The sequence below is a fragment of the Paenibacillus sp. FSL R7-0345 genome, assembly GCF_038595055.1.
Lineage (GTDB): Bacteria > Bacillota > Bacilli > Paenibacillales > Paenibacillaceae > Paenibacillus_AQ.
Genome location: NZ_CP152002.1, coordinates 4,599,737 through 4,621,769, shown reverse-complemented (window position 1 = coordinate 4,621,769; position 22,033 = coordinate 4,599,737). Strand labels below are relative to the sequence as shown.

21 protein-coding genes are annotated in these 22,033 nt (G+C 52.2%); 18 read left to right on the top strand and 3 right to left on the bottom strand.

What is annotated here, in order from left to right; all coding sequences use genetic code 11:
• Positions 1-234: 234 nt before the first annotated feature.
• The 15 genes from NST84_RS19975 to NST84_RS19905 all read left to right on the top strand — a co-directional run bounded on the left by NST84_RS19975 (position 235) and on the right by NST84_RS19905 (position 15,526).
• Positions 235-558 carry a hypothetical protein gene (locus tag NST84_RS19975; protein WP_342561908.1) on the top strand — a complete coding sequence of 108 codons (324 nt, stop codon included), beginning with the start codon at positions 235-237 and terminating at the stop codon, positions 556-558.
• Positions 555-995 carry a hypothetical protein gene (locus tag NST84_RS19970; RefSeq protein WP_342561907.1) on the top strand — a complete coding sequence of 147 codons (441 nt, stop codon included), beginning with the start codon at positions 555-557 and terminating at the stop codon, positions 993-995. The genes NST84_RS19975 and NST84_RS19970 overlap by 4 nt, the downstream gene beginning before the upstream one ends.
• A gap of 10 nt (positions 996-1,005) precedes the next feature.
• Entirely contained in the window at positions 1,006-1,491 is a 486-nt protein-coding gene (locus NST84_RS19965; RefSeq protein ID WP_342561906.1) for a hypothetical protein, read from the top strand.
• 153 nt (positions 1,492-1,644) lie between these two features.
• Positions 1,645-3,228 (top strand): sigma-70 family RNA polymerase sigma factor, encoded by a 1,584-nt coding sequence (locus NST84_RS19960; RefSeq protein ID WP_342561905.1) that lies wholly within the window; start codon positions 1,645-1,647, stop codon positions 3,226-3,228.
• 63 nt (positions 3,229-3,291) lie between these two features.
• Positions 3,292-4,026: a metallophosphoesterase family protein gene (locus NST84_RS19955; protein WP_342561904.1), complete on the top strand. Its 735-nt coding sequence runs from the start codon at positions 3,292-3,294 to the stop codon at positions 4,024-4,026.
• Between the two features lie 566 nt (positions 4,027-4,592).
• Positions 4,593-5,399: an ABC transporter ATP-binding protein gene (locus NST84_RS19950; protein ID WP_342561903.1), complete on the top strand. Its 807-nt coding sequence runs from the start codon at positions 4,593-4,595 to the stop codon at positions 5,397-5,399.
• Positions 5,389-7,350, top strand: a complete 1,962-nt coding sequence (locus NST84_RS19945) for an ABC transporter permease (protein ID WP_342561902.1) — start codon at positions 5,389-5,391, stop codon at positions 7,348-7,350. Before NST84_RS19950 ends, NST84_RS19945 begins: the two co-directional genes overlap by 11 nt.
• A 110-nt stretch (positions 7,351-7,460) precedes the next feature.
• The gene (locus NST84_RS19940; RefSeq protein ID WP_342561901.1) at positions 7,461-7,694 is read left to right on the top strand and encodes a hypothetical protein; all 234 of its coding nucleotides are present in this window, start codon (positions 7,461-7,463) and stop codon (positions 7,692-7,694) included.
• Positions 7,695-7,803: 109 nt separating this feature from the next.
• Positions 7,804-8,115: a hypothetical protein gene (locus NST84_RS19935; RefSeq protein ID WP_342561900.1), complete on the top strand. Its 312-nt coding sequence runs from the start codon at positions 7,804-7,806 to the stop codon at positions 8,113-8,115.
• Positions 8,116-8,321: 206 nt separating this feature from the next.
• On the top strand, positions 8,322-9,380 hold the full coding sequence (locus tag NST84_RS19930; RefSeq protein WP_342561899.1) for an iron ABC transporter permease: 1,059 nt from the start codon (positions 8,322-8,324) through the stop codon (positions 9,378-9,380).
• 2 nt (positions 9,381-9,382) lie between these two features.
• Positions 9,383-10,417 carry an iron ABC transporter permease gene (locus NST84_RS19925; protein ID WP_342561898.1) on the top strand — a complete coding sequence of 345 codons (1,035 nt, stop codon included), beginning with the start codon at positions 9,383-9,385 and terminating at the stop codon, positions 10,415-10,417.
• A gap of 40 nt (positions 10,418-10,457) precedes the next feature.
• Positions 10,458-11,501: an NAD(P)/FAD-dependent oxidoreductase gene (locus NST84_RS19920; RefSeq protein ID WP_342561897.1), complete on the top strand. Its 1,044-nt coding sequence runs from the start codon at positions 10,458-10,460 to the stop codon at positions 11,499-11,501.
• A 138-nt stretch (positions 11,502-11,639) separates the two neighbouring features.
• A complete protein-coding gene (locus tag NST84_RS19915) occupies positions 11,640-13,202 on the top strand; it encodes a spore germination protein (protein ID WP_342561896.1) in 1,563 nt (520 codons plus the stop codon).
• Positions 13,192-14,397 carry a Ger(x)C family spore germination protein gene (locus NST84_RS19910; RefSeq protein ID WP_342561895.1) on the top strand — a complete coding sequence of 402 codons (1,206 nt, stop codon included), beginning with the start codon at positions 13,192-13,194 and terminating at the stop codon, positions 14,395-14,397. The genes NST84_RS19915 and NST84_RS19910 overlap by 11 nt, the downstream gene beginning before the upstream one ends.
• Positions 14,398-14,428: 31 nt before the next feature.
• A complete protein-coding gene (locus NST84_RS19905) occupies positions 14,429-15,526 on the top strand; it encodes a GerAB/ArcD/ProY family transporter (protein ID WP_342561894.1) in 1,098 nt (365 codons plus the stop codon).
• A gap of 2 nt (positions 15,527-15,528) precedes the next feature.
• On the opposite strand, the gene NST84_RS19900 is transcribed toward NST84_RS19905, so the two are convergent.
• The 3 genes from NST84_RS19900 to NST84_RS19890 form a co-directional block, all read right to left on the bottom strand.
• Complete coding sequence (locus NST84_RS19900) at positions 15,529-15,756, bottom strand: hypothetical protein (protein WP_342561893.1); 228 nt, start codon at positions 15,754-15,756, stop codon at positions 15,529-15,531.
• 133 nt (positions 15,757-15,889) lie between these two features.
• Positions 15,890-16,828 carry an ABC transporter substrate-binding protein gene (locus tag NST84_RS19895; protein WP_342566476.1) on the bottom strand — a complete coding sequence of 313 codons (939 nt, stop codon included), beginning with the start codon at positions 16,826-16,828 and terminating at the stop codon, positions 15,890-15,892.
• A gap of 150 nt (positions 16,829-16,978) precedes the next feature.
• The gene (locus NST84_RS19890; protein WP_342561892.1) at positions 16,979-18,616 is read right to left on the bottom strand and encodes a helix-turn-helix domain-containing protein; all 1,638 of its coding nucleotides are present in this window, start codon (positions 18,614-18,616) and stop codon (positions 16,979-16,981) included.
• Between the two features lie 136 nt (positions 18,617-18,752).
• Between NST84_RS19890 and NST84_RS19885 the strand changes: the two genes are divergently transcribed.
• The 3 genes from NST84_RS19885 to NST84_RS19875 all read left to right on the top strand — a co-directional run bounded on the left by NST84_RS19885 (position 18,753) and on the right by NST84_RS19875 (position 22,012).
• The gene (locus NST84_RS19885; protein WP_342561891.1) at positions 18,753-19,112 is read left to right on the top strand and encodes a (2Fe-2S) ferredoxin domain-containing protein; all 360 of its coding nucleotides are present in this window, start codon (positions 18,753-18,755) and stop codon (positions 19,110-19,112) included.
• A 162-nt stretch (positions 19,113-19,274) separates the two neighbouring features.
• A complete protein-coding gene (locus NST84_RS19880) occupies positions 19,275-20,513 on the top strand; it encodes an AI-2E family transporter (protein WP_342561890.1) in 1,239 nt (412 codons plus the stop codon).
• Positions 20,510-22,012, top strand: a complete 1,503-nt coding sequence (locus tag NST84_RS19875; RefSeq protein WP_342561889.1) for a carboxylesterase/lipase family protein — start codon at positions 20,510-20,512, stop codon at positions 22,010-22,012. Before NST84_RS19880 ends, NST84_RS19875 begins: the two co-directional genes overlap by 4 nt.
• Positions 22,013-22,033: the final 21 nt, after the last annotated feature.

Below are 22,033 nucleotides of genomic sequence, written 5' to 3'. Positions count from 1 at the left end.
GTATTAATTTCATTCCTGCTTCTGTTCATTTTTGGTTTGATTTATCAGCTTCTGCTAACACATTCCGTTGATATATCTCCGTTGATTGGGGTCTAGAGCATTTCCCGGAAATTGAAGAAGAAAATAACCTATATGAGGAAAAAAAGATGTTACATAACCTTCTAAAAGCAGCATCAGCCCATTTTCGAAGCAGAGTATCCGGTAGAACCGACGACCGAGTTACGGGGTTCCCATTTGATTCAAATTACGTTGAGCCTGGGCAGTCCAAGCAGGTATGTGTTTTATTTTGATACAGAGAATACGCAAATTTCTGATACTTACTACAATCCGATTCTGACTGAGGATACTAATATTTTGTATGTACATGATGAGCGAAAGCTGATCTACCGGGATATGTTCGACGCTTCTAAAATGTACAGGGAATTTATCAGGGATTTTTCCGAGACAGCCGTGCCCTCAAATGCAGTGTATCAGGCGGATATCGTAAACAACACACTACATATTAAATATTTTGAAGGACCGGATTTAGAGGAAAAGGAGGAAGAGATAGCGCTATGAAAAAAGTGTTCGTAACTCTCAGTACGCTTGTCCTAACCCTGATTCTACTAACCTCCTGTCAATTGAGCCAGCCATCAGCCGAGGAAGAACGGATGAGCTTGAGCGATGTTACCAATCTGCTGATTAAACATAAAATGACTTTTACTGAAGCCAGTGCCGCGAACCCTTCCACAATTAAAAGCCAATCTGCAATTGCACAAGTAACATTTATTTTCCCTCTCACCTACCAGACCCTGCATGTGTATGAGTTTGAGAATGCGCAGGATTTGGCTGATGAGCGTGAGGCTTTGCTTGAAAGGTTTAAGGAAGCCTATTTTGACGCAGAAGTTACAGAGGTTATACATAATAACTTGTACATGGTCACAGATAGAAATCCCGGTGAAGAGGAATCGGAGCTGGAGCGGCAGGTTAGGGGGATTTTAGAAAGAAAGGAGTAAGGAAGTACGAATGAACGAAACGATTCTAACACAAATTGAGCCTCTTTTAGAGGACCATTCTTTAAAAGAAGAGGAACTGACAAACCAACTTAACAGACTAATTTCTTTATTAGAAATAGGGGAGCAAGCCGAATTACATGGCCATTTAAATAAAACTCAGTTAGTAAGACTCTACGAATTATTGCCTTCATTATCTTTTAATTTCTCCGCTAAAGAACATATTACCTGGAAGTACTTCAATGATAAAGTCAGAGACGAATGTCAACAATCCGCATACCTGAGCCGGCGACTGCTGGATGAGCTTTCCTCTAGCTACCGGCAGTATACCTTTTTAGCATTGGAGAGCATCGTTATAGTCTGTTTGAAAGCTGACCGGATTGATCCGCAGCATGTAGCCGAGTTAGAGACCCTTTTTTCCGGAAGAGCATTTCATAATGAAGCAGCAGCATTTAAACGCAGAAATATTAACGGCACCCTCCACGATACAAACCTCTGACCATTACCGCAGCACATCCCCGATCCCCGGGTCCCTTCGCATGCCATTTTGCCCATCACAATCCGTATGCTACATTTAATCAAACACAAAGTAACCTTTTCCCGCCCGGAAGGCACTTATAAATAAGAACATGTGAAAAGAGGTCCGGCAGGCATGGAGACGCGGTGGATTGAGGAAGCACAGCAAGGGGATACGGAGGCGTTCGGGCGGCTGGCGGCGCATTTTCGCGGGATGGCGTTTGCGGTGGCATATGATAGGCTGAAGGATATGCATTTGGCGGAGGATGCCGTGCAGGAGGCGTTCCTGGAAGCTTATACGCATATTGGTAAGCTGGATCAGCCGGCAGCCTTCCCGGGATGGTTCAAGACGATTGTCGTCAGACAGTGCCAGCGGGCGCTGCGGCGCAAACGGCATGCCAGCATTCCGCTGGAAGAGGCATCCCATCTGATGGACGGGTCACAAACTGTAGCAGAGCTAGCCGAGCAAAAAGAGGGCGCGCGCATTCTCCAGCAATCGGTGGCGGAACTGAGCGAGCGTCTGCGGGTGCCGCTGCAGCTGTTTTATTTTTACGGCTATTCCCTGCAGGAAATTTCCGCATACCTGGACATTCCGCAATCCGCGCTCAAAAAGCGGCTATTCGACGCACGGCGCAAGCTCCGCGGGGCACTGCCGGTCATTGACCTGGCTTCCGTGTTCAACAGCTTATATGAAGGGGGCAGGAACATGCTGCATATTGTGAACGGAGATAGTGTAGGGAATATGCTGAAGCAGGGCATTGTGCAGGGGGATGTACTGGTTTGGCGCGAGATATATTCGGCAGGGCCGAATATAGAGAATCATGGTGGAGACCAGGAGCGTGCCTTCCGTGCCAAAACACTCGAACAATCAATGGGCATTCCTTCAGCAGAATACATTGCAGCCTGCGCAGAGCAGGAGGGGAAGCTGCGCAGCTTCAGCCGCTATGAGGAAGTGGTGCTGTGGTTTGAGCATGATCTTTTTGATCAGAGCATGCTGGCCTATCTGCTGCACTGGTTCAAGGGGCAAAGGCTTGGCAAGACCAGACTCAGCCTCCTTTGCATCGGGGAATTTCCCGGAATAGAGCTCTTTCATGGTCTCGGCCAGCTGACTCCGGAGCAGCTTAGTACGTTGAACGGGACATGGCGGAGTATCGGAGCTGAGGAGCTGGAGCTGGGCAGCGAGCTGTGGCAGGCTTATACTGCAGCAGATCCCGAACAAATGGCTGACCTGCTTGAGCTGAAAAAAGAACAGCTGGCATCATCCGCGCTCCCTTTTGCCTATACTGCATTCCAGGCTCATCTGTCGCGTCTGCCATCTGTGGAGAACGGGCTGGGTATCGTCGAGCAGACGACTTTACTCAAGCTGTGCAGCGGAGCGGACACACCAATGAAGCTGTTCCGGCAGGTGACGGACGAGCTGCATATGCTGGGTATGGGCGATCTGGAGTATTGGCTGTATCTGCGGGAAATGGTGCAAGGGTCGAATCCGCTGCTGCAGGTTGAGGGTACGGAGGCTGTGGACAATTGGGATTTCAGGCAGGTACCGGATTTTCTGAACCGCAAAGTAACGGTGACCAAGCTTGGCTGGCAGGTGCAGGAGGGTACAGCGGACCGGGTGGCAGCGCAGGGGATTGATGTGTGGTATGGCGGGCTGCATCTGCATGGCCGTTCGGTGCCTTGGCGGTGGGACAGCGCTGTGCAAAGACCCGTGCGAGGTTAGCTTTTGATGCTATAATAAGGTTCTGATATTTACCGGAAGGAGGAGAAGATCATCAGAACCTTAGTGATTAGCGATATTCATGGCTGTTACCGGGAATTTAACGCGGTTTTGCGAAAAGCAGACTATGTCCCGGAACGGGACAAGCTGGTGCTTATCGGCGATTATGTGGACCGGGGGCCGAACAGCAAAGCTATAGTGGAGCAGGTGATGTCCCTCCAAGCAGAGTATGGTGCAGTTGTACTGAAGGGCAATCATGACAAAATGGCCTGTGACGCGCTGCTCAGTGACGATGAGGACAAGCTCGACCTGCATTGGCTGAACAACGGCGGGTTTCATACCCTGGCGAGCTATGTAGGAGCGGATGCGGATTTTGTGCAGCAGGATTTGGGCTGGGCGGAGTATATCCGGATCAAGCATTGGATCAGGCAGGCGTACAAGCAGCATCTGGATTTTTTGAGCTCACTGCCGCTGTATCATGAGACGGAAGACCATCTGTTTGTTCACGCTGGAATCGACCCGGCGCTGGCGGACTGGCGGACGCAGAAGGATTATGATTTTATCTGGATCAGGGAACCGTTCTACAATCATCCGGTAACGAGTACCAGTAAAACCGTGGTGTTCGGCCACACCTCAACCTTCGAGCTCCAGGACGACCCCGGCCTCTGGTTCAGCCCCCATGGCGACAAAATCGGCATAGACGGCGGCTGCGCCTACGGCGAGCAGATGAACTGCCTGGAGATTAGTGAGGACGGGTATAGGAGCTATAGTGTGCGGCTGGGTGAGAGCGGCCGTGAATAATTACATTTTAGCGATGACAAAAAAGTTCACCGAATAGAGTCTTTGATGTGGATGATTTTAATTTATTGGCCAGCTATGATGGATTGATTGAACGCAAAGATAATGTTTGCAAAACAGAATTTAAATAAGACTTGCTTGACCTTTTGACCTTGGGGGAATTATTCCTTCAAGGTTTTTTATTGCGGCGGGTGGCTGAGGAGTGTGCGTATGGGAATAACTGCACTTTGTACATCTAAATCCGGCCTTTTTCAGACTAAATAGAGTTTAGATGTACTTTGTGCAGCTATATTCAGCGATTATTGGTGATTGGAGGGGATTTGCTGACTTTAGTTGTATGGAGTGCAGCTATTGTGCTGATTATGCGAAAATGGGCCGGAATAGTTGTACAGAGTGCAGTTAAGTTAATGTTCTCATGTGCGCAACACTCTACCTTGTGAAAAATTATACATATTCTTCCTGCTGATGGATTTATAGTAGGTTTGGAGCGCGGATTGTGAAGTAGTGAGCCAGCAGGCTATCGAGCCACTAAGCGCAAGCAGCCAGCAAAGTTACTTCAAATCACACGCATGCTCCAAATCCGCTGCAGACGGGGTGCTAACGGTATGGCGATACTGACCGTACAGAATCTGGTGAAGCAATATAAAGGTAAGGGCAAAAGCAATCTGTTCCCGGCATTAAACGGGCTGAACTTTACGGTGGAGAACGGGGAGTTCGTGGCGGTGATGGGGCCGTCGGGCAGCGGGAAGACGACACTTCTTAATATTCTGAGCGGCATTGATACAGAGTATAGCGGCTCGGTTCAGCTTGCCGGCAGCAGCCTCAGCCGTATGAAAAAGGATCAGCTGGCGCTGCTGCGGCGGCAGAGAATGGGGTTTGTTTTTCAGGATTATAATCTGCTGGACAGTTTGACTCTGCGGGATAATATGATGCTGCCTCTGGTGCTGGATGAGCTGGAGCCGGGGGAGATCGAAGCAAAGATGGCGGACATGCTCACGCTGTTCGAACTCGCTGAAGTCCAGGACAAGTACCCGTATACCGTATCCGGCGGCCAGCAGCAGCGGGCAGCTATTGCACGGGCCATTATTAACGGACCGGAAATTGTGTTTGCAGACGAGCCTACCGGCAATCTGGATTCCAAATCGGCAGGCACGGTGATGCGGACTTTAGCCGGTCTTAACAGGAATCAGCAGGTGACCCTTGTAATGGTTACTCATGACCCTTTTGCCGCGAGCTATTGCAGCAGGGTCGTATTTATTAAGGACGGGGAGATCGGCCTAGAGATCAGCAGAGAGCAGGGAGCTACGCGAAAAGCCTTTTTCGGAACCATTCTGGACAGTCTGGCGTTCATAGGAGGCGGGGAAGATGACTTTTAACAGGATTCTGCTGCGGATGTTCAAAGCCAATTTCCGTAAGTACCTGCTCTATTTTCTGTGCAGCAGCTTCAGTATTATGATTCTGTTTACCTTCAATACGCTCTATACCAATCCGGGCTTTAATGATCCGTCTCTGCTGAATGGCAGAATATCCAGTAATCTGATGGCACCGCGGTCAGCGCTGATGCTGTTCGCCGTGCTCTTTCTGCTGTATGCGCAGTCCTCATTAATGAAGTCCCGCAAAGCCGAGTTCGGGCTTTTTATGGTGCTGGGAATGACCCGCAGAAATATCTGCAGGCTGATTCTAATGGAGAATGTCCTGCTTGCACTAAGCTCAATGGCGGCAGGGTTCCTGTCAGGCAGTTTGTTTATGAAAATCTTTTATCTGCTCATTGGCCGGATTGTCGACTTGGGCAGCATACCGCTGACCTTCTCGCGGGAGAGTTATCTGGACACTGCCTTATTTTTTGGAGTTCTCTATATGCTGGTCATTACCGTCAGTGTGCTGTCCGCGCTTCAGCCCGGCATTCTTTCCCTGCTCAAATCCGTTCGAAGCGCTGATCGTCCGCTGCTGCGCGGTAAACTTCCCGGTCTGACCGGTGTGCTGCTGCTGGCAGCCTGCCTGTTATCCGGCTGGTTCATTAACGCTGAATGGGTGTTTCAGCTCAGTATGCTGCTGTGCTGGCCTGCGCTCTACCTGCTGCTTACTGGTCTGGGAGCATGGACGGCCGCTTCACAGGAACGGAAAACGCCACGGAGATACAAAAATTTGCTGTTTATTTCCGACCTCAAGCACAGCTTTGTCCGCTTCCGCAACATCAGCTTTTTGATTACGCTGCTGATGACGATTGCTATATTTCTGGGCAGTCTGATGCTGGACCTTTATTTCCGGTCATGGGATAGTGCAGCAGATAATAATCCTTACGGTATCGCTTATGCCGAGCTGTACGGCAAAAATGCCATCTCCCCGCTGACATTGCAGAGTATAACCGGCTCCTCCAAGACAGAGCTTCTATCCTCTCAGACACTGGAAGTGCTCAATATGCCGCATCCGAAGATTCTTTCCTCCGGGCTGCTTAATGCTGTTACCGGCACGGATTATCAGGTGAAGCGCGGAAGCTTTCTGAATTTGTTCCTCGTCTCGGACAAAAACGGATATAACCAGGTCAACGAGTCCTTTGCAGATTATGATGCATCGGTACTCTCCGGTAAGCTGCATCTGGTTTCGGCCGGTACAGTAGAACGGATGCTGTTTAATATGATTCCGGTTATGGGATACCATTTTCTGATTGTGAACCCTGCCGATTATGAATTCATTAAAGCGGATATCCGGAACGGTCTGGGACAAATTCATCTGCTGCAATTTGCTGACTGGCGCAAGACCGGCGATGTGAACAGCAGGCTGAATGAGGCGCTGGCTGCTTATAACCGGGAGCATACCGAGGCCTGGTATAATACGGCCAAGCTTGAGGAGTTTGCGTTTAAAACCAGCTCCAGATTTGCGGAATATGAGGAGTGGAAGCAGTCTGGGATATTCGGTCTGGTCATAATGAGCTTTGTCGGCCTGATCTTTTATGTTTCATCCTGCGTAGTACTGCATTCCGGCATATTGGGCGAGCTTGAAGCGGAACAGCGCAAATACCGGAGGCTGAACAGGATCGGGATGACTGCGAAAGAAGCAGTACAGCAGATGAAGCGTCCGCTCAGACTAATCTTTTTTCTGCCGTATGTGCTTGCTGCAGGGACTTCCGGATTCATTTTCAGCAGCCTCACGGCTAGGCTGGAAGCAAAAGCTGCTCCTGGCGTCATCATGATTATTTTAACTGCCCTGATTGTCAGCGTCTTGTTTATCCTGCTCCAGCTGCTGTTTTATCTGCTGTACACGCGGAGATACACAAAACGCATGCTGGCAGAATTAGGGATGGACACAACGCACAATGAAGCTGCGTAGCAACAGACCCTAACGGTTCCCATCCATATTTTCAGGCGGCCATGTACAGATTTCGACAATATTTTCTCTTTTTGCATGTTATGGTTAGTAAAAAAACGGAGGTCATGGCTGTGAAAAAAATACTGTCCAGAATCGGGCTTGGGCTGCTGCTATTGCTCATCATTTCAATAGGAGTATGCTTTTATATCGGTCAATTTAATTATGCCTACAGCCTTATGATCCTGCTGCTGTTTGTGTTTGGCGGTATGGGGGCCATTTATAAATTGAAGAATGACGAGTATATGTATGACGGACCGGGCAGCGGACGCAGCGCCAGGGAAGAGTATGAACAATATACAAGGTAACGCATAGTCCGGAGAGGATAGACAGGGGCAGAACAAGGTCTGCTCTGCTAATAGTGTACATAGAATGGTATAAGCCATCATCTACTCTATAGCAGCAGGAGGTTTGCGAATGGATGAGAAGATTAAGACTCTTACGGAGTCCGTCGATGCACTTGTAACCGATATCATGGGGCCGCTGCGCCGGAAAATCATTAATGAGCCTGCTTTTGCCGGGCTGTATGCCTTGCTTGAAGAAGTAGAGCTGCTGATCCGCGAGGAGCAGCAGATTGACAGACAGCTGGCGGCGCAGCTGTTCCTGGTATATTCGCAGCTGGTGACCCAGTCGGGCTATGTATATGATAAAAGTCCTTTTGTCCCGCATATCGGCAAAATGCAGGGCTTAATCCGCAAGATATTCGGCGGCTCCCTGCAAAATGTATAAGATGTTTTTCCTTCACGCAGTCCTGTTATTCTCAGCTCCGGGGAATAACGGGGCTGTTTTAATATGCCGCTTTACGCTTAAAGGTCTTGGCAATAGATTTATTTTTGGCAGAATTTTGGATTTGTCCATTGCCAAACCATGACAATCTATTTTACAATACTATAATGATAATGAGAATCAATTTCAAGAGAATGGGTGAGAGATTCATGAATCAACAGGCAACTGCCAGCAAAGGGCAGATCCGGACTGCGGATCACGTGAAGTTTCGTTCACGCCCGTGGGCGGCAACGCTGATTTTGATCGGCGGTCTGATTGCCCTGGTATTCGCTATTGCAGTTTCAGTATCGTTTGGAGCGGCGGATATCAAGCTGTCAGTGGTATGGACCGCTGTGTTTCATTTTAATCCGGACCTGACGGATCATCAGATTATACGTGAGCTGCGGATGCCGAGGGTGCTCGGCGCTGCGATGGTTGGCGCAAGCTTCGCCGTTGCAGGCGCTATTATGCAGGGGATGACCCGTAATCCGCTTGCGGACTCGGGCCTTATGGGGATTAATTCCGGCGCCGGCTTTGCGCTGGCGGTCTGTTTTGCTTTTTTCCCGCAGCTGCCGTTTATGTACCTGATTATGTATTCCTTTATAGGTGCAGGTATGGGGGCGGGCATTGTCTACGGGATCGGCTCCCTGTCCAGAGGCGGCTTGACGCCTGCCAGACTGGTGCTGGCCGGTGCGGCCTTCAGTGCGCTGCTCTCGGCGCTCAGTGAAGGGATCGCCTTGTATTTTAACATCGGACAAGACCTGGCCTTCTGGTATGCCGGAGGGGTGGCCGGAACGAAATGGTTCCAGCTCAAGATCATGTTCCCGTGGATTGGCGCAGCGATTATCGGTGCACTTCTCCTGTCCAGATCGATTTCCATGCTCAGTCTGGGTGAGGATGTCGCCAGAGGACTCGGACAGCGTACAGGGCTGGTTAAACTGGCAGGGGCAATGATTGTGCTGATTCTGGCCGGAGCGTCAGTATCGGTTGTGGGGGCCGTTGGCTTTATCGGCTTGATTATTCCCCATCTGACACGTTATCTGGTTGGTGTCGATTATAAATGGATTATTCCCTGCTCGGCCGTTCTTGGCAGTCTGCTCGCCATCCTTGCCGATCTGACGGCCAGAATGATTATTCCCAAGCATGAGACTCCATTTGGTGCGATTATTGCGCTGATCGGCGTGCCTTTCTTCCTGTATCTGGCCCGCAAGGAAAGAAGGGAGCTGTAGTTATGCAGAGAACAAACGTAATGTCCTACGAATCCTCCAGACGCAGACGCGGACTTGCGATTCTGGCTGCGATAGCTGTACTGATCGTTATTGCTTTTATTATTAGTGTGAACACAGGATACATAAGATTAACTCCGATGGAGCTGTTCAATACGATGCTGGGAAAGGGCACGGATAAGCAGGAGCTGATTCTGTTCGATTTCCGGCTGCCGCGCATCGTCATCTCCCTGCTGATCGGTGCCGGGCTGGCTGTTTCCGGCGCAGTAATGCAAGGCGTCTTCCGTAATGATCTGGCGGACCCCGGTATTCTTGGCATCAATGCCGGTGCCGGACTGATGGTCATGCTGATGGTTTCCTTTTACCCGACAGCCAATGCGGCCCCGGTCTATTTCCTGCCGGTCATTGCCTTTGTCGGAGCCGGACTGACTGCCGCCCTGATCTATGTGCTGGCTTACAAGCGGCATGAGGGCATCAAGCCGATCCGCCTGCTGCTGACCGGCGTTGCCGTTGCCGCCGGGATCAGTGCAGCGATGATTGTACTTACGCTGCGGCTGGATCCCGACAAATATCAGTTTGTCGCAACCTGGCTGGCGGGCAGCATCTGGGGAACCAGCTGGAAGTTTGTTCTTTCCCTGCTGCCGTGGATTGTCATTCTGGTACCCTATGTCATCTACAAGGCCCGGGTAATGAATGTGCTCAATCTGGGTGAACAGACGGCGGTCGGCCTTGGCGCCAATGTCAACAGAGAGCAGTTCAAGCTGCTCGCTGCCGCCGTCGGCCTTGCTGCCGCCAGCGTTGCCGTCAGCGGCGGGATCGGCTTTGTCGGCCTCGTCGGGCCGCATCTGGCCCGGCGCCTGGTCGGCCCGAAGCATCAGCTGATGCTGCCGGCCTCAGCTCTGCTGGGCGCTCTGCTGGTTATCACGGCCGATACCATCGGCCGCTGGATCCTGCAGCCGTCGGAGATTCCGACCGGCATCGTCGTCGCCGTTATCGGCGCACCCTATTTCTTGTATCTGCTGGCACGTACGAAGTCATAGTCATAAAGAGCCCGAACAACATCTAACCGGAGGCGATAACATGAGTGATCAGGAACTGGAATTATATGATGTGACGATAATCGGCGGGGGACCTGCCGGGATGTATACAGCTTTTTACAGCGGCATGAGAGATTTGAAGACCAAGCTGATCGAAGCCAAGGAAGAGCTGGGCGGAAGAATGCTGATCTATCCGGAGAAGATGATCTGGGATGTGGGCGGCGTTACCCCTACGCTCTGCGGCGACCTGATCAAGCGGCTGGAGGAGCAGGCGCGTACGTTCGAGCCAACTATTGTGTTCGGACAGCAGATTATCAAGCAGGTGCGCCAGGATGACGGCACGTTTATCCTGACGTCGGCCACCGGAGAGCAGCACTGGACACGCACAATCATTCTGGCTATCGGCTACGGTATTCTGCAGATGGCGAAGCTTGAGATTGAAGGCGCTGACCGCTACGAGGTGACTAACCTTCACTATACGGTACAGGAGCTGGAGCCTTACCGCGGCAAGCATGTGCTGATCTCCGGCGGGGGCGACTCGGCGGTAGACTGGGCGAATGAGCTGGAGAAAATCGCAGCAAGCGTGACAATCGTGCATAGAAGAGACCAGTTCGGCGGACATGAGAAAAATATCTCCCGCATGAAGGCGTCGTCGGTTAAGGTACGTACACCTTATACAGTAAGCCAGCTGCACAGCAGCAACGGTGAAACGATTGATCAGGTAACGATCACTCATGTCGAATCCGGTGAGAGCGAGCAGTTTGCTGTGGATGCAGTCATAGTGAACCATGGGCTCAAGAGCGACTTCGGTCCGCTGCGTGAGTGGGGTCTGGAAATGGGCGAATGGTGGGCCAAGGTCAGTCCCAAGCTGGAGACGAACCTGCCTGGTATTTTTGCCGCCGGAGATTTCGTTGATTATGACAGCAAGGTGCGCCTGATCGCCGGTACGTTTACCGATGCGGTACTGGCGCTGAACAGCGCCAAGCTGTTTATGGACCCGGAAGCGCCTAAATACGCCTATGTGTCCTCGCATAATGACCGCTTCAAAGAGAAGAATAAAGCGCTCGGCGTTGTTGACGATCACTAGAAGACAATTGAAGCATGAGGCTGTCAGCCTGCAGATTATTCTGTAGGCAGGCAGCCTTTTTTAAATCCAGCCCCCTTCATTCCATAAGCTGTATAAAAAGAGTTTTACAGGCGAATAGTAAGCGGGGAGGTGCTGAGCATGCCGAAACAACAAACACAATCGGGTCCCGGCGAGATATCGAACAGCGGACAGGAGAGTCCGCCTATTGTCACGGATCTGGAAGACAACCTCAAGCAAATCCGGGAGAGACTCGGCAACAGCCCAGACTTGAATGTGCGGAAATATGAGACCCTGAATCATGAGCATCATGTAGCGGTCCTGTATATAAACGGGCTTATAGATAAAGAGCTGGTAGACGAGTATGTTACCCATGCCCTGTCGTTTGAAATGATTAAAGAGTCAGATCCTTCAGCCGGAGACCTCTTTCTTTTTGCCAAGGAAAAAGCCCTGAGTATCGGTAAAGAGAAGGTGGTAGAAGACCAGAACAGCTTGCTGGAAGGACTATTGTCCGGGGATACCCTCATTCTTTTTGACAAACTGGATAAGGGCATCAGCGTAACCACAAGCGGAGGTGAAGGCCGGTCCGTTACCGAAGCGACCACACAGGTTAATATCCGCGGTCCAAAAGACAGCTTCACCGAATCACTGGGGACGAACATTGCGCTTGTACGCAAACGGATTAAAAATCCGAATCTCTGGATCGAGACGCTGACGATGGGGGCAGTAACCAAAACAGATGTGTCGATTGTACATATCCATGGTCTGGCCAAGGAAGAAACGGTGCAGAAGATCAGGAAAAAGCTGGGGGATATTCATGTGGATTCGATTCTGGAATCCGGTTATATTGAGCAGCTGATCGAGGAAAATAACTACTCGCCTTTCCCTACGCTGTACAATACCGAGCGCCCGGATAGTGTAGCCGGAAATCTGCTGGAGGGGAGAATTGCCATTTTTGTGGACGGCACTCCGTTTGTGCTGATTCTTCCGGCTACTTTTTTTATGTTCTTCCATACGGTTGAAGATTATTACCAGCGTTATGATATTACCTCCATCATCCGGGTGCTCCGTTTTTTATGCCTGCTGGTGTCGCTGTTCGGTCCGGCGATTTTTGTTGCTGCCCTTAACTTTCACCAGGAGATGATTCCGACGCCGCTCCTGATTAATTTCGCTTCCCAGCGGGAAGGGGTGCCGTTTCCGGTCGTGATTGAAGTGCTGCTGCTGGAGGTCACTTTTGAAATTATCCGTGAAGCGGGTATCCGCATGCCTTCGCAGATCGGACAGACCGTTTCGATCATCGGCGGTCTTGTTCTGGGTCAGGCGGCGGTTCAGGCAGGGATTGTCTCCCCGGCGATGGTCATCGTCGTTTCACTGACGGGCATATCCAGCTTTGCGACCCCTGCCTTCAATATGGCCCTGTCCATCCGCATTCTCCGCTTTGTGATTACCTTTGTCGCGGCTTACATGGGGTTGTACGGGATTGCCATCATCGGGCTTATTCTGGTTGCACATCTGTGCAGCCTCCGTTCCATGGGTGTGCCTTATATGTCTCCGGTTGCCCCGTTTGCGCCAGGGGACCAGAAGGATATTTTTGTGCGGACACCGCTGCATTTCATGAAGACCCGCCGCCGTCTGCTGAATAACAAGAAAAAAGCACGGGATACTTCCGCTCAGCATGGCCAGGGCAGCCGTCATGAAAAGTAAACTGGCGCTGCTGCTCGCGGTCTGTCTGGGCTGCTCCCTGGTACTGAGCGGATGCTGGAACAGCCGGGAACTTAACGAATTGGCGATCGTCAGCGGTATCGGTATTGATACCCTGGACGGAAAGCCGGGGTACAAGGTGACCTTTCAGATTATTAATCCGTCCTCATCTGCGCAGACAACGGGATCTGCCAGCAACCAGCCTCCGATCGTAATAGTCTCGGCAACGGACCGCACCATCTTTGGAGCGCTCCGCAAGGCATCAAGGCGGGCAACCCGTCAGCTGTTTTTTGCCCATACCCAGCTGGTACTGATTGGAGAGTCTCTGGCCAAGAGCGGGATTACCAGCATCTTTGATATTTTTGAACGGTCGCATGAGCTGCGGCTAAACTCAGCTGTCCTGGTCTCCAAGGGTACGGATGCGGCCTCCGTCCTTAAACTTCTGACAACACTTGAAACGATGCCATCCATGGGGCTGCTGAAGAAAATGCAGAATACATCCAGTGTATGGGGCGAGAACCGCAGGATTACTGTGTTTGATGTAATTAACGGAATTACCGGGGAAAGCGATTTTACCATTAACGGGGTACAAATTGTGGGTGATGCTATCGAAGGCCAGATAAAAAGCAGCCTGGAGCAGTCTGATCCTATGGTCGGGTCGCTTATGAGCGGTTTGGGCGTCTTTAAGGAGGGACAGCTGATCGGCTGGCTTAACGGACCTGAATCCAGAGGCACACAGTGGGTGCTCGATAAGGTCAACGAGACCAGCGTAAATGTGAATTCTCCGGATATGGAAGAGGATATTGCAATCAATATTTTCTATTCCAAGACAAAGGTTAGGGTAGAGCTGCGGGAGGGTAAGCCGGTTTTCCATGTTCATATCCGGGAAGAAGGAATCCTCAATGAAACAGGCGGATTTGTGGATCTGAGCAAGGAGGAGGAGCTGAAAAGAATTGAACAAGGGATTGCGGAGAAGACAGCGGCTGAAGTCAGACTGGCGGTGAAGACTGCGCAGGAAATGAAGACGGATATTTTTAACTTCGGCAATGAGCTGAAGCGGACCCATCCAAAGGAATGGGAAAGGGTACAGCAGGACTGGAGCGCCGCTTTTGCCGAAGGGGAGCTTGATCTCAGGGTGGATGCCTACATCCGCAGTACGGGAATGCGGCTCAAGCCGTATATTCCAGCCAAAAAATAAAGGTCTGTCAACGAACGGGGGTAGCCGATTTATGCGAAAGGAAGTCATTGGTCCGTTTCAATTGTTCGCCATGATCGTTCTGTTTGAACTGGGAACAGCGGTTGTTGTCCCGATTGGTCTGGAAAGCGGTCATGCGGTCTGGATCTCCATCCTGATGGCGCTGCCGGGCGGCATCCTGTTGTTTATGGTCTATGCCTACCTGTACCGCCAGTTCCCTGATCTCGTAATCAGCGGATATACCCGGAAAATTCTAGGGAAATGGATCGGCTGGCCGCTGAGTCTGCTCTACCTGCCGGTTCTCACCTACAACGGTTCCAGAAATCTGCGGGAGGCGGGAGATCTGCTGATCTCCTCTTCCTATGACCGGACACCGATTTTTATTATTAACTCCATTATGGTAGTTGCCGTAATGTTTATCCTGTATCAGGGCATAGAAGTATTCTCGAGAACCTCGGAAATTTACTTCTGGCTGATTGTTATAATGGGGATGATTTCGAATTTTGTCGTGATCATTGCCGGTCTGGTCCAGTTTAAAAATCTGTTTCCGGTACATCCGGGCGAGTGGGGTGAGGTGTTTAGCTCAGCCTATCCTAACATCTGGATTTTTCCTTATGGAGAGCTTGTATGCTTCACCGCTGTTCTTCCGCATTTTAATTCACGGAGTAAAGTCCGCAAAACAGGAGCTGGCGCCATCGCCCTGAGCGCCCTGCTGCTTAGCTTTACACATGCCATTGAAATGTCAGTGCTGGGCCCGGATATTTACAGCCGGACTACTTTCCCGATGTTTACGACAATTACGCTGGTCAATGTAGCCAACTTTTTGCAGCGGCTCGACGCGCTGGTCATTCTGACGCTGATTATCGGGGTCTTTTTCAAAATGTCCATCTACTGCTATGCGGCCGTTTCGATTGCAGCGGATTTATTTCATGTCAAAGAACCCCGGAGGCTGGTTATTCCTGTAGGGTCGGTGGTGCTATACAGCTCGTTTGTCAGTGCCGAGAATTTCCCTGTGCATATGAATGACGGGAAAGTATTTCTGGAGAACATCCTGCCGTTCCTATGCGCGGTGATTCCGATTCTGCTATTCGTAGTGCACCGGGTGCGGCGCAGGTTCGGCTGGTACCGGTAAGCTTATTTGCGTGTGGACTTGCGGGGTCTGATCAGATCTGCGGCGGCAAAAAGAACCGGAAGGACTGCGAACGCAATCATGCAGCAGGCTTCCGGAAAGGTAGTGGTGGCAAATGAGGCGGTAACGGAGTGCAAGGAACGGGTTAGGCTGGTCCCCGAAATCATATCCACACTAACAATCATCCCCAGTGTCAGGAGAGCGAGCACGATATAGATGCCGATGATTTTCATATCTCAGATTCCTCCCTTACCTAACTTTAAAATCCCGGCGGAGCGGCAAACTAAAGGTATTATCCCCATTTGCTGAGAAAGGTAGTCAAAAAAAAGGCCGCCGGGCCAGAAAAGCCCCGTCAGCCATGCAGCATTATTGCCCTGAAGTCAGCCAATCCGCCAGTTCCTCTGTCTGCGAGAGTACGGCAATCGGATCGTAATACCAGGAGCGCTCTTCTTTCCACACGTAAAGATGGCCGTTTTTGACGGCAGGCAGACTGCCCCAGATCGGATCAGTGCTGAAATCCTCAGCGGTCTGGTTGTTGTCGGTTACGATGAGATAATCTCCGGCATAGCTGTGCAGCATTTCTGCAGAAATCTCTGCCCACTGCTTCTCCATAATCTCATCTGCTACTGCAGCCGGAGGCTTGCGTCCTAGCGCCTGGTAGACTGCCTGTCCGCCCCGTCCGAAGTTGTCCCCGTAAGCCCAGGTAGACTTATCGGCATGCTCCAGAATGCTGAAGGTGGCATCGGCCGGAATGGCGGCATCCACTTTGGCTTTGGCTGCGGCAATGCGCTTATCGAAATCTGCCAGCCAGTCCTTGGCTTCCTGCTCCTTGCCCAGCAGCTCACCGAAATAAGTCAGCTCCTCATGCGCGTTCTTCAAATCCCCGTAAGGTACGATTACGGTCGGCGCAATCTGGCTCAGCGTTTCATAGCTGTCAGCCATACCGGAGATAATCAGGTCAGGCTCCAGCGCAATAATATTCTCCGGGGACATCTTCCCGTAGGTTCCGGTATCTGTAACACCGGCAAGCGCTTCTTTAAAATAGACATTTTCCAGGGTCAGGCCCGGTGCCCCTACCGGTATAGTGCCAAGGGCGATCAGGCTGCCCAGGTATTCTTCGGCCACAATCCGTTTTGGTTCTGCCGGAATTTCAATATCCCCGTTGATGGTAGTAACGGTTTTGAAGGCAGCGGGTGCAGCTGTTGCTTCCGGCTGCGGTGATGCGGAGGCGGAAGCGTTGCTCCCTGTACTGGCTGTGCCGGTATTACTGCTGCTGTTCCCGTTCCCGCAGGCTGAAGCTACCATAGCCAGCGTTAACAGCAGCGGATAGATGATCCAGTGTTTTCGTTTAGTATTGCGTGTACTGCAGTGCTGCCGGTTAATCAAAGAAATTGCCCCCTTATGTCTAGTGATATTCATTCTCATTTACACTTTACAGATTTCCGCTCCGGAAGACTATGGCCGGATGTGATTACTGTCTATGTAAATTTGTGATGTGATGGCCTGCATTAGCGTATTCAGCTGTGCCAGCGAGGACAGGGGGTCGAAGCCATAGAACATTTCGGGCTGTTCCAGGGTGTAAACCCGGTTGTGGCGGACTGCATCAAGCGTGTTCCAGCGCAGGGACTGCCGCATGCTGCTGAAGCGTTCGTGTCCGGCAGGTGTAGAAGGGCTGCTGGTGATGAAAATGTGGTCTGCGGGATAGTACGGAAGGGCTTCAATTGTTGATTCGAGATAGCCGTTGTTTAGCAGACCCTGGTCAAGGACGGCTGCGGGCGGACGGAACCCGAGTTCGCCGTAAAGAATCTGGGAGCCATGCCCGTAGCTGCTGCTATAGCAGTAGGTTGCTGCTTCGCTGATCTCCCAGGCAACAGCTGTCCCGCGCGGCCCGATCAGCCGGTCAAGCTCCCGGTTGGCCCGGCAGCATAGCTCGTCGTACCGGCTCAGCCATTCCTCAGCCCGGTGTATGCGGCCGGTCACTTCGGCAATGACCCGGAATTGCTCCCGCCAGCCCATCTGCATGAACGGCAGCTCGATTACCGGTGCAACCGGCAGCAGCTGCCCGCGCTCTTCTGATAGCGCGTAGCTTATGATGACATCCGGCTGAGCCGCAGCCACGGAGCGGTATAGCGAAGCCCCATTGGTGCCTTCAGCACGTAATCCGGGGCAGGGAGGAACAAGCTCAAGCTGCCTCATCCAGCCGGAATATACGCCCAACTCGGGCAGAATATCCAGTGCTCTCAGGCTGGCGGTATGGTTAAAATTCAGCGAGGCGAATTTTTTGGGCTTACGGTAGTAGACAGCCGGTGAGACGCCCACCACCTGCTTGAATTTGCGGCTCAGATAGGTCCCCTCGCTGTATCCTACTTCAAGCGCAAGGGTACCGAGACTCTGCGATTCTGTCAGCATACGCTGCTGTACCCGGCGGATCCGCTGTAGAGTGAGATATTCGCTGAAGGAACGTCCGGTCGCTTTGCGGAAGGTCCGCGAGAAATGCTCGGGACTGACCTGTGCCAGCTCTGCCAGCTGGCTTCGGGTCAAATCTTCATTGTAATGGGCTTCGATATGCTGCAGGACAAGGTCAAGCCAGTGCTCCTGGGGTTGGAGATTTTTGGAGTACAGGCTGTGCACACCGGCCAGCAGCTCGGTGAAAAGAAGCTGAACCGCAAAAGGGCTGTCCGCCGCCGGCCCAGTCCATTCTGTCTGCAGCCGGCATGCCAGGCTGCAGATGACCGCAGGGGCTCCCTTATACAGCCTGCCGTGATTCAACGGGCCGGCGTCTGCCTGCCCGGAAGGGGAGACGGACGCATACTCAATCCATACTCCCTGCAGATTAAACTGGGCATCCAGGGAGAGGGGCAGACTGCCGCTGCAGCACAGCATAGCTCCGCTGGAGATAACATGCTTGAAGCCTTCTATTTCAATAGTACCGCTGCCGCCGGTTACAATCATCAGGATGGAGGAGGGGGACGGGGCAACCGGCCCAGTGCTAACAGAGAACCCTGCAAGATTTAGAATCCGGCAGGGAAAATGGAAGCTTAAGGCATGCTGGGGCGGACTGCCGGAGTACAGGCTGGTCATAGGAACATTCACTCATCTCTATTGTGATAATCATTCTCAATTAGAGTATATCAAGGTTTTGGACTATTGACGATCCCCGGGCAGAACCGTAGAGTTTAACTTAATCCGCGATCAGGGTAAAAAGGAGTAATAAAAGGAGGGATGACCTGTGACGACCTGGAATCTGCAAGGGACAGTAAACCACCTGCTGATCTGTAACGGCAGCAGCTGCAAAAAGAACAAAGGCGAAGAGATAGCTGAGGCGATCGAAGACGAAATCGAAAAGCAGGGTGCCGGAAGCCTCATTCATACGACGGTTACCCGCTGCAACGGCAGATGCTCTGATGCATGTGTAGTCATTTCCTACCCGGATGGTATATGGTACCGGGAGATGACCCCGAAATCGGGCAAGGCGCTTGTGCGCAAGCTGCTGGAAGGAGAACAGCTGGAGGACAATATCCTTTATACGTATGACGGTCAGCTCATCGCGGCTTCGGCTAAAGGAGCCAAGGGCAAAAAGAAGAAGTAAAAGGGGATATTTCGGATACATAGGATTAGGGGCGCGGGATGACTCCATAATTAAACGATTTTCCCGCCTGAAATTTGACTTGCAGGCTATGCGTTGACTATGCTTATAGCAGTGCTTTTTATCACAATTAGATGAAGGTTTGTTGCCAGGGGGAGTGTAGTAATGGAGAGGCTGCAGGTATGGCCTGAACGGTTTAAACGTTTTTTTCTGAATAACAGATTTGTTGTGTCTTTACTGATTATTCTGCTGATCGGGATCAACATTCTGGTGTTTTCCCATGTTCCGTTTATTTTCAAGCCTATATCGGTGCTGCTGCATACGGTGGCTGCTCCGCTGCTGCTGTCGGGGATTGCCTATTATCTGCTTAATCCGCTGGTAGACCGCATGGAGTCCAGAAGCAGGATTAAACGGGCATACGGAATTGTGATCCTGTATCTGATTATTGCGGGGATTGTCACGCTGATCCTGCTGACGGTAATTCCGATTATCCGTACCCAGCTGATCGGGCTGATCGATAATTTTCCGAAATACAGCGCCCAGATTCAGGATGAGTTCATCAATCTGACCGGGAGTGAGCTGTTCGGGCGGATTCAGGAAAATGTAGGGGTAGGCACCAGTCTTGATTTTGGGGATCTGACAAGCAGAGTAACCACATGGGCTACCTCGTTCCTTAATAATGCAGTGAGCGGAGTCGGAAATTTCGTCGGTGCGCTGACTGAGGTCGTGCTGGCTGTCGTCACAACACCGTTCATCCTGTTCTATCTGCTGCGTGACGGTAAACGTCTGCCTGACTATCTGATGCGGTTCATCCCGAACGCCCTGCAGCCGCAGAGCCGGCTTGTCATGAAGGAAATGAACAGCCAGGTGGCCTCTTATATCCGGGGACAGATCATTGTAAGCTGCTGTATTGGTGCGCTGCTGTACATAGGCTACCTGATTATCGGCCTGGAGTATTCGCTGGTGCTGGCCATTGTGGCTGCATGTACTGCCGTTGTCCCTTATCTGGGGCCGGCAATCGCGATTACACCGGCTTTGATTGTGGCGCTGGTTACTTCGCCTTTTATGCTGCTGAAGATGATTATTGTCTGGACCGCTGTCCAGCTTATTGAAGGCAAATTCATCTCGCCGCAGATCATGGGTAAATCGCTGAAGATTCATCCGATTACGATTATTTTTGTCATTATTTTTGCCGGCAAAATGTTCGGTGTACTCGGTATCATTCTTGCGGTTCCGGGGTATGCCGTGCTCAAAGTCATCGTCACCCATATCTTTCAATGGTTCCGGTTCCGTTCCGGACTATATAGTGTAGGAGCGGCAAAAGCAGCGGAAAAAACAATAGAAGAAGCTATAGAAGAAGTGATAGAACCAGATAAGGACAGCCTGAAAGGAGATCGGAAATGACAAGACCCGTTGCTGATACTACATATGGAAAACTACAGGGAGCGCAAAGCGGCGGGGTGAACGTCTGGCGCGGCATTCCGTTTGCTGCACCACCTGTCGGAGAGCTGCGTTTTCGTGCTCCGCAGCCTCCGGAGCCCTGGGATTCCGTAAGGGAAGCCGTGGAGTTCGGACCGGCAGCGCATCAGCCTCCAAGCTCCAGCAGCATCCGCTTTGGCGGCACACAGCCCGTCTTTTCGGAGGATTGCCTGTATCTGAATGTCTGGGCACCGGCCGGAGAGCAGGAGGCGCTGCCAGTGATGGTCTGGATTCACGGCGGCACCTTCCTGACCGGAGCCGGCAGCCAGCCGATGTTTGAAGGAGCACGGATGGCGGAAGCCGGAAACGTCATTGTGGTGACTGTCAATTACCGGCTGGGACCGTTTGGCTTCCTGCATCTCTCATCGTTTGGGCCCTTTGAGTCTAATCTCGGCTTGCTGGATCAGATCGCTGCACTGCAGTGGGTGCAGGATAATATCGCCGGCTTCGGCGGCGATCCAAAGCGGGTGACGGTGTTCGGCGAGTCAGCCGGCAGCATGAGCATTGCCGCCCTGCTGGCGATGCCGGCTGCCCAGGGGCTGTTCTCCGGCGCCATTATGCAGAGCGGTGCAGCACAGACGCTGAAGCCGCAGCTGGGTGCGCAAATCGCAGCGGCCTTCCTCGCCGAGCTTGGCGGCGATGTGAACCTGCTGCAGGCGGCTCCAGCGCAGGACATCCTGGCTGCGGCCGCACGGACGGCCTACAAGCTGTCCGGCGATTCGCTCAGCATGCTGTTCCAGCCGCTTATTGATCCGGCAACCTTGCCGGTGGAGCCGGCGGAAGCGGTGGCTGGCGGCTGCGCCGCCGGGATTCCGCTGATGATCGGCACGAATCTGCATGAGGGCCATCTGTTCTTCCGGGGCGACCGGGAGGGGGCGGGCTTTGACCAGTCGCTGAAGGCGCTGGAGCTGATGCTGGGTGTCGGCAATCTGGAGGAGCTGGCCAGCCACTATCCCAAGAACTGGGAGGGCCAGGCGGCGTTAATGACGGACCTGTATTTCTGGGACAGCTCCATCGCGTTTGCCGAGCGGCAGCTGCCGCATGCCCCTGTCTGGATGTACCGGTTCGACTGGACGATCCCCGGCCATCCGTTATTGGACAAGGCGATTCATGGGGCAGAGATTTATTATGTCTTTAATACGATAGACCTGTTGCATCAGTTTGGTGTATCCGTCAACCCTGAGATGGCGGCGCTCGCGGAGCAGATGCAGGCGGCCTGGACCGCTTTTGCACACCGGGGCAGCCCGGAAGCGGCCGGCTTGAGCTGGCCGGCCTATGCTGTGGACGAGCGTGCCACGCTCATCTTCGGGCAGCACGTTCATGTGCAGACTGACCCGGACCGGGAGAAGCGTGAGCGGCTGCTGTCCGCGCAGACCGTTTTCGGGCAAGCCGCTGCGCTGGAGTCCGGAGAGAAGCCGGAGTAATGAGCTGCCGTTTCCCGGCGG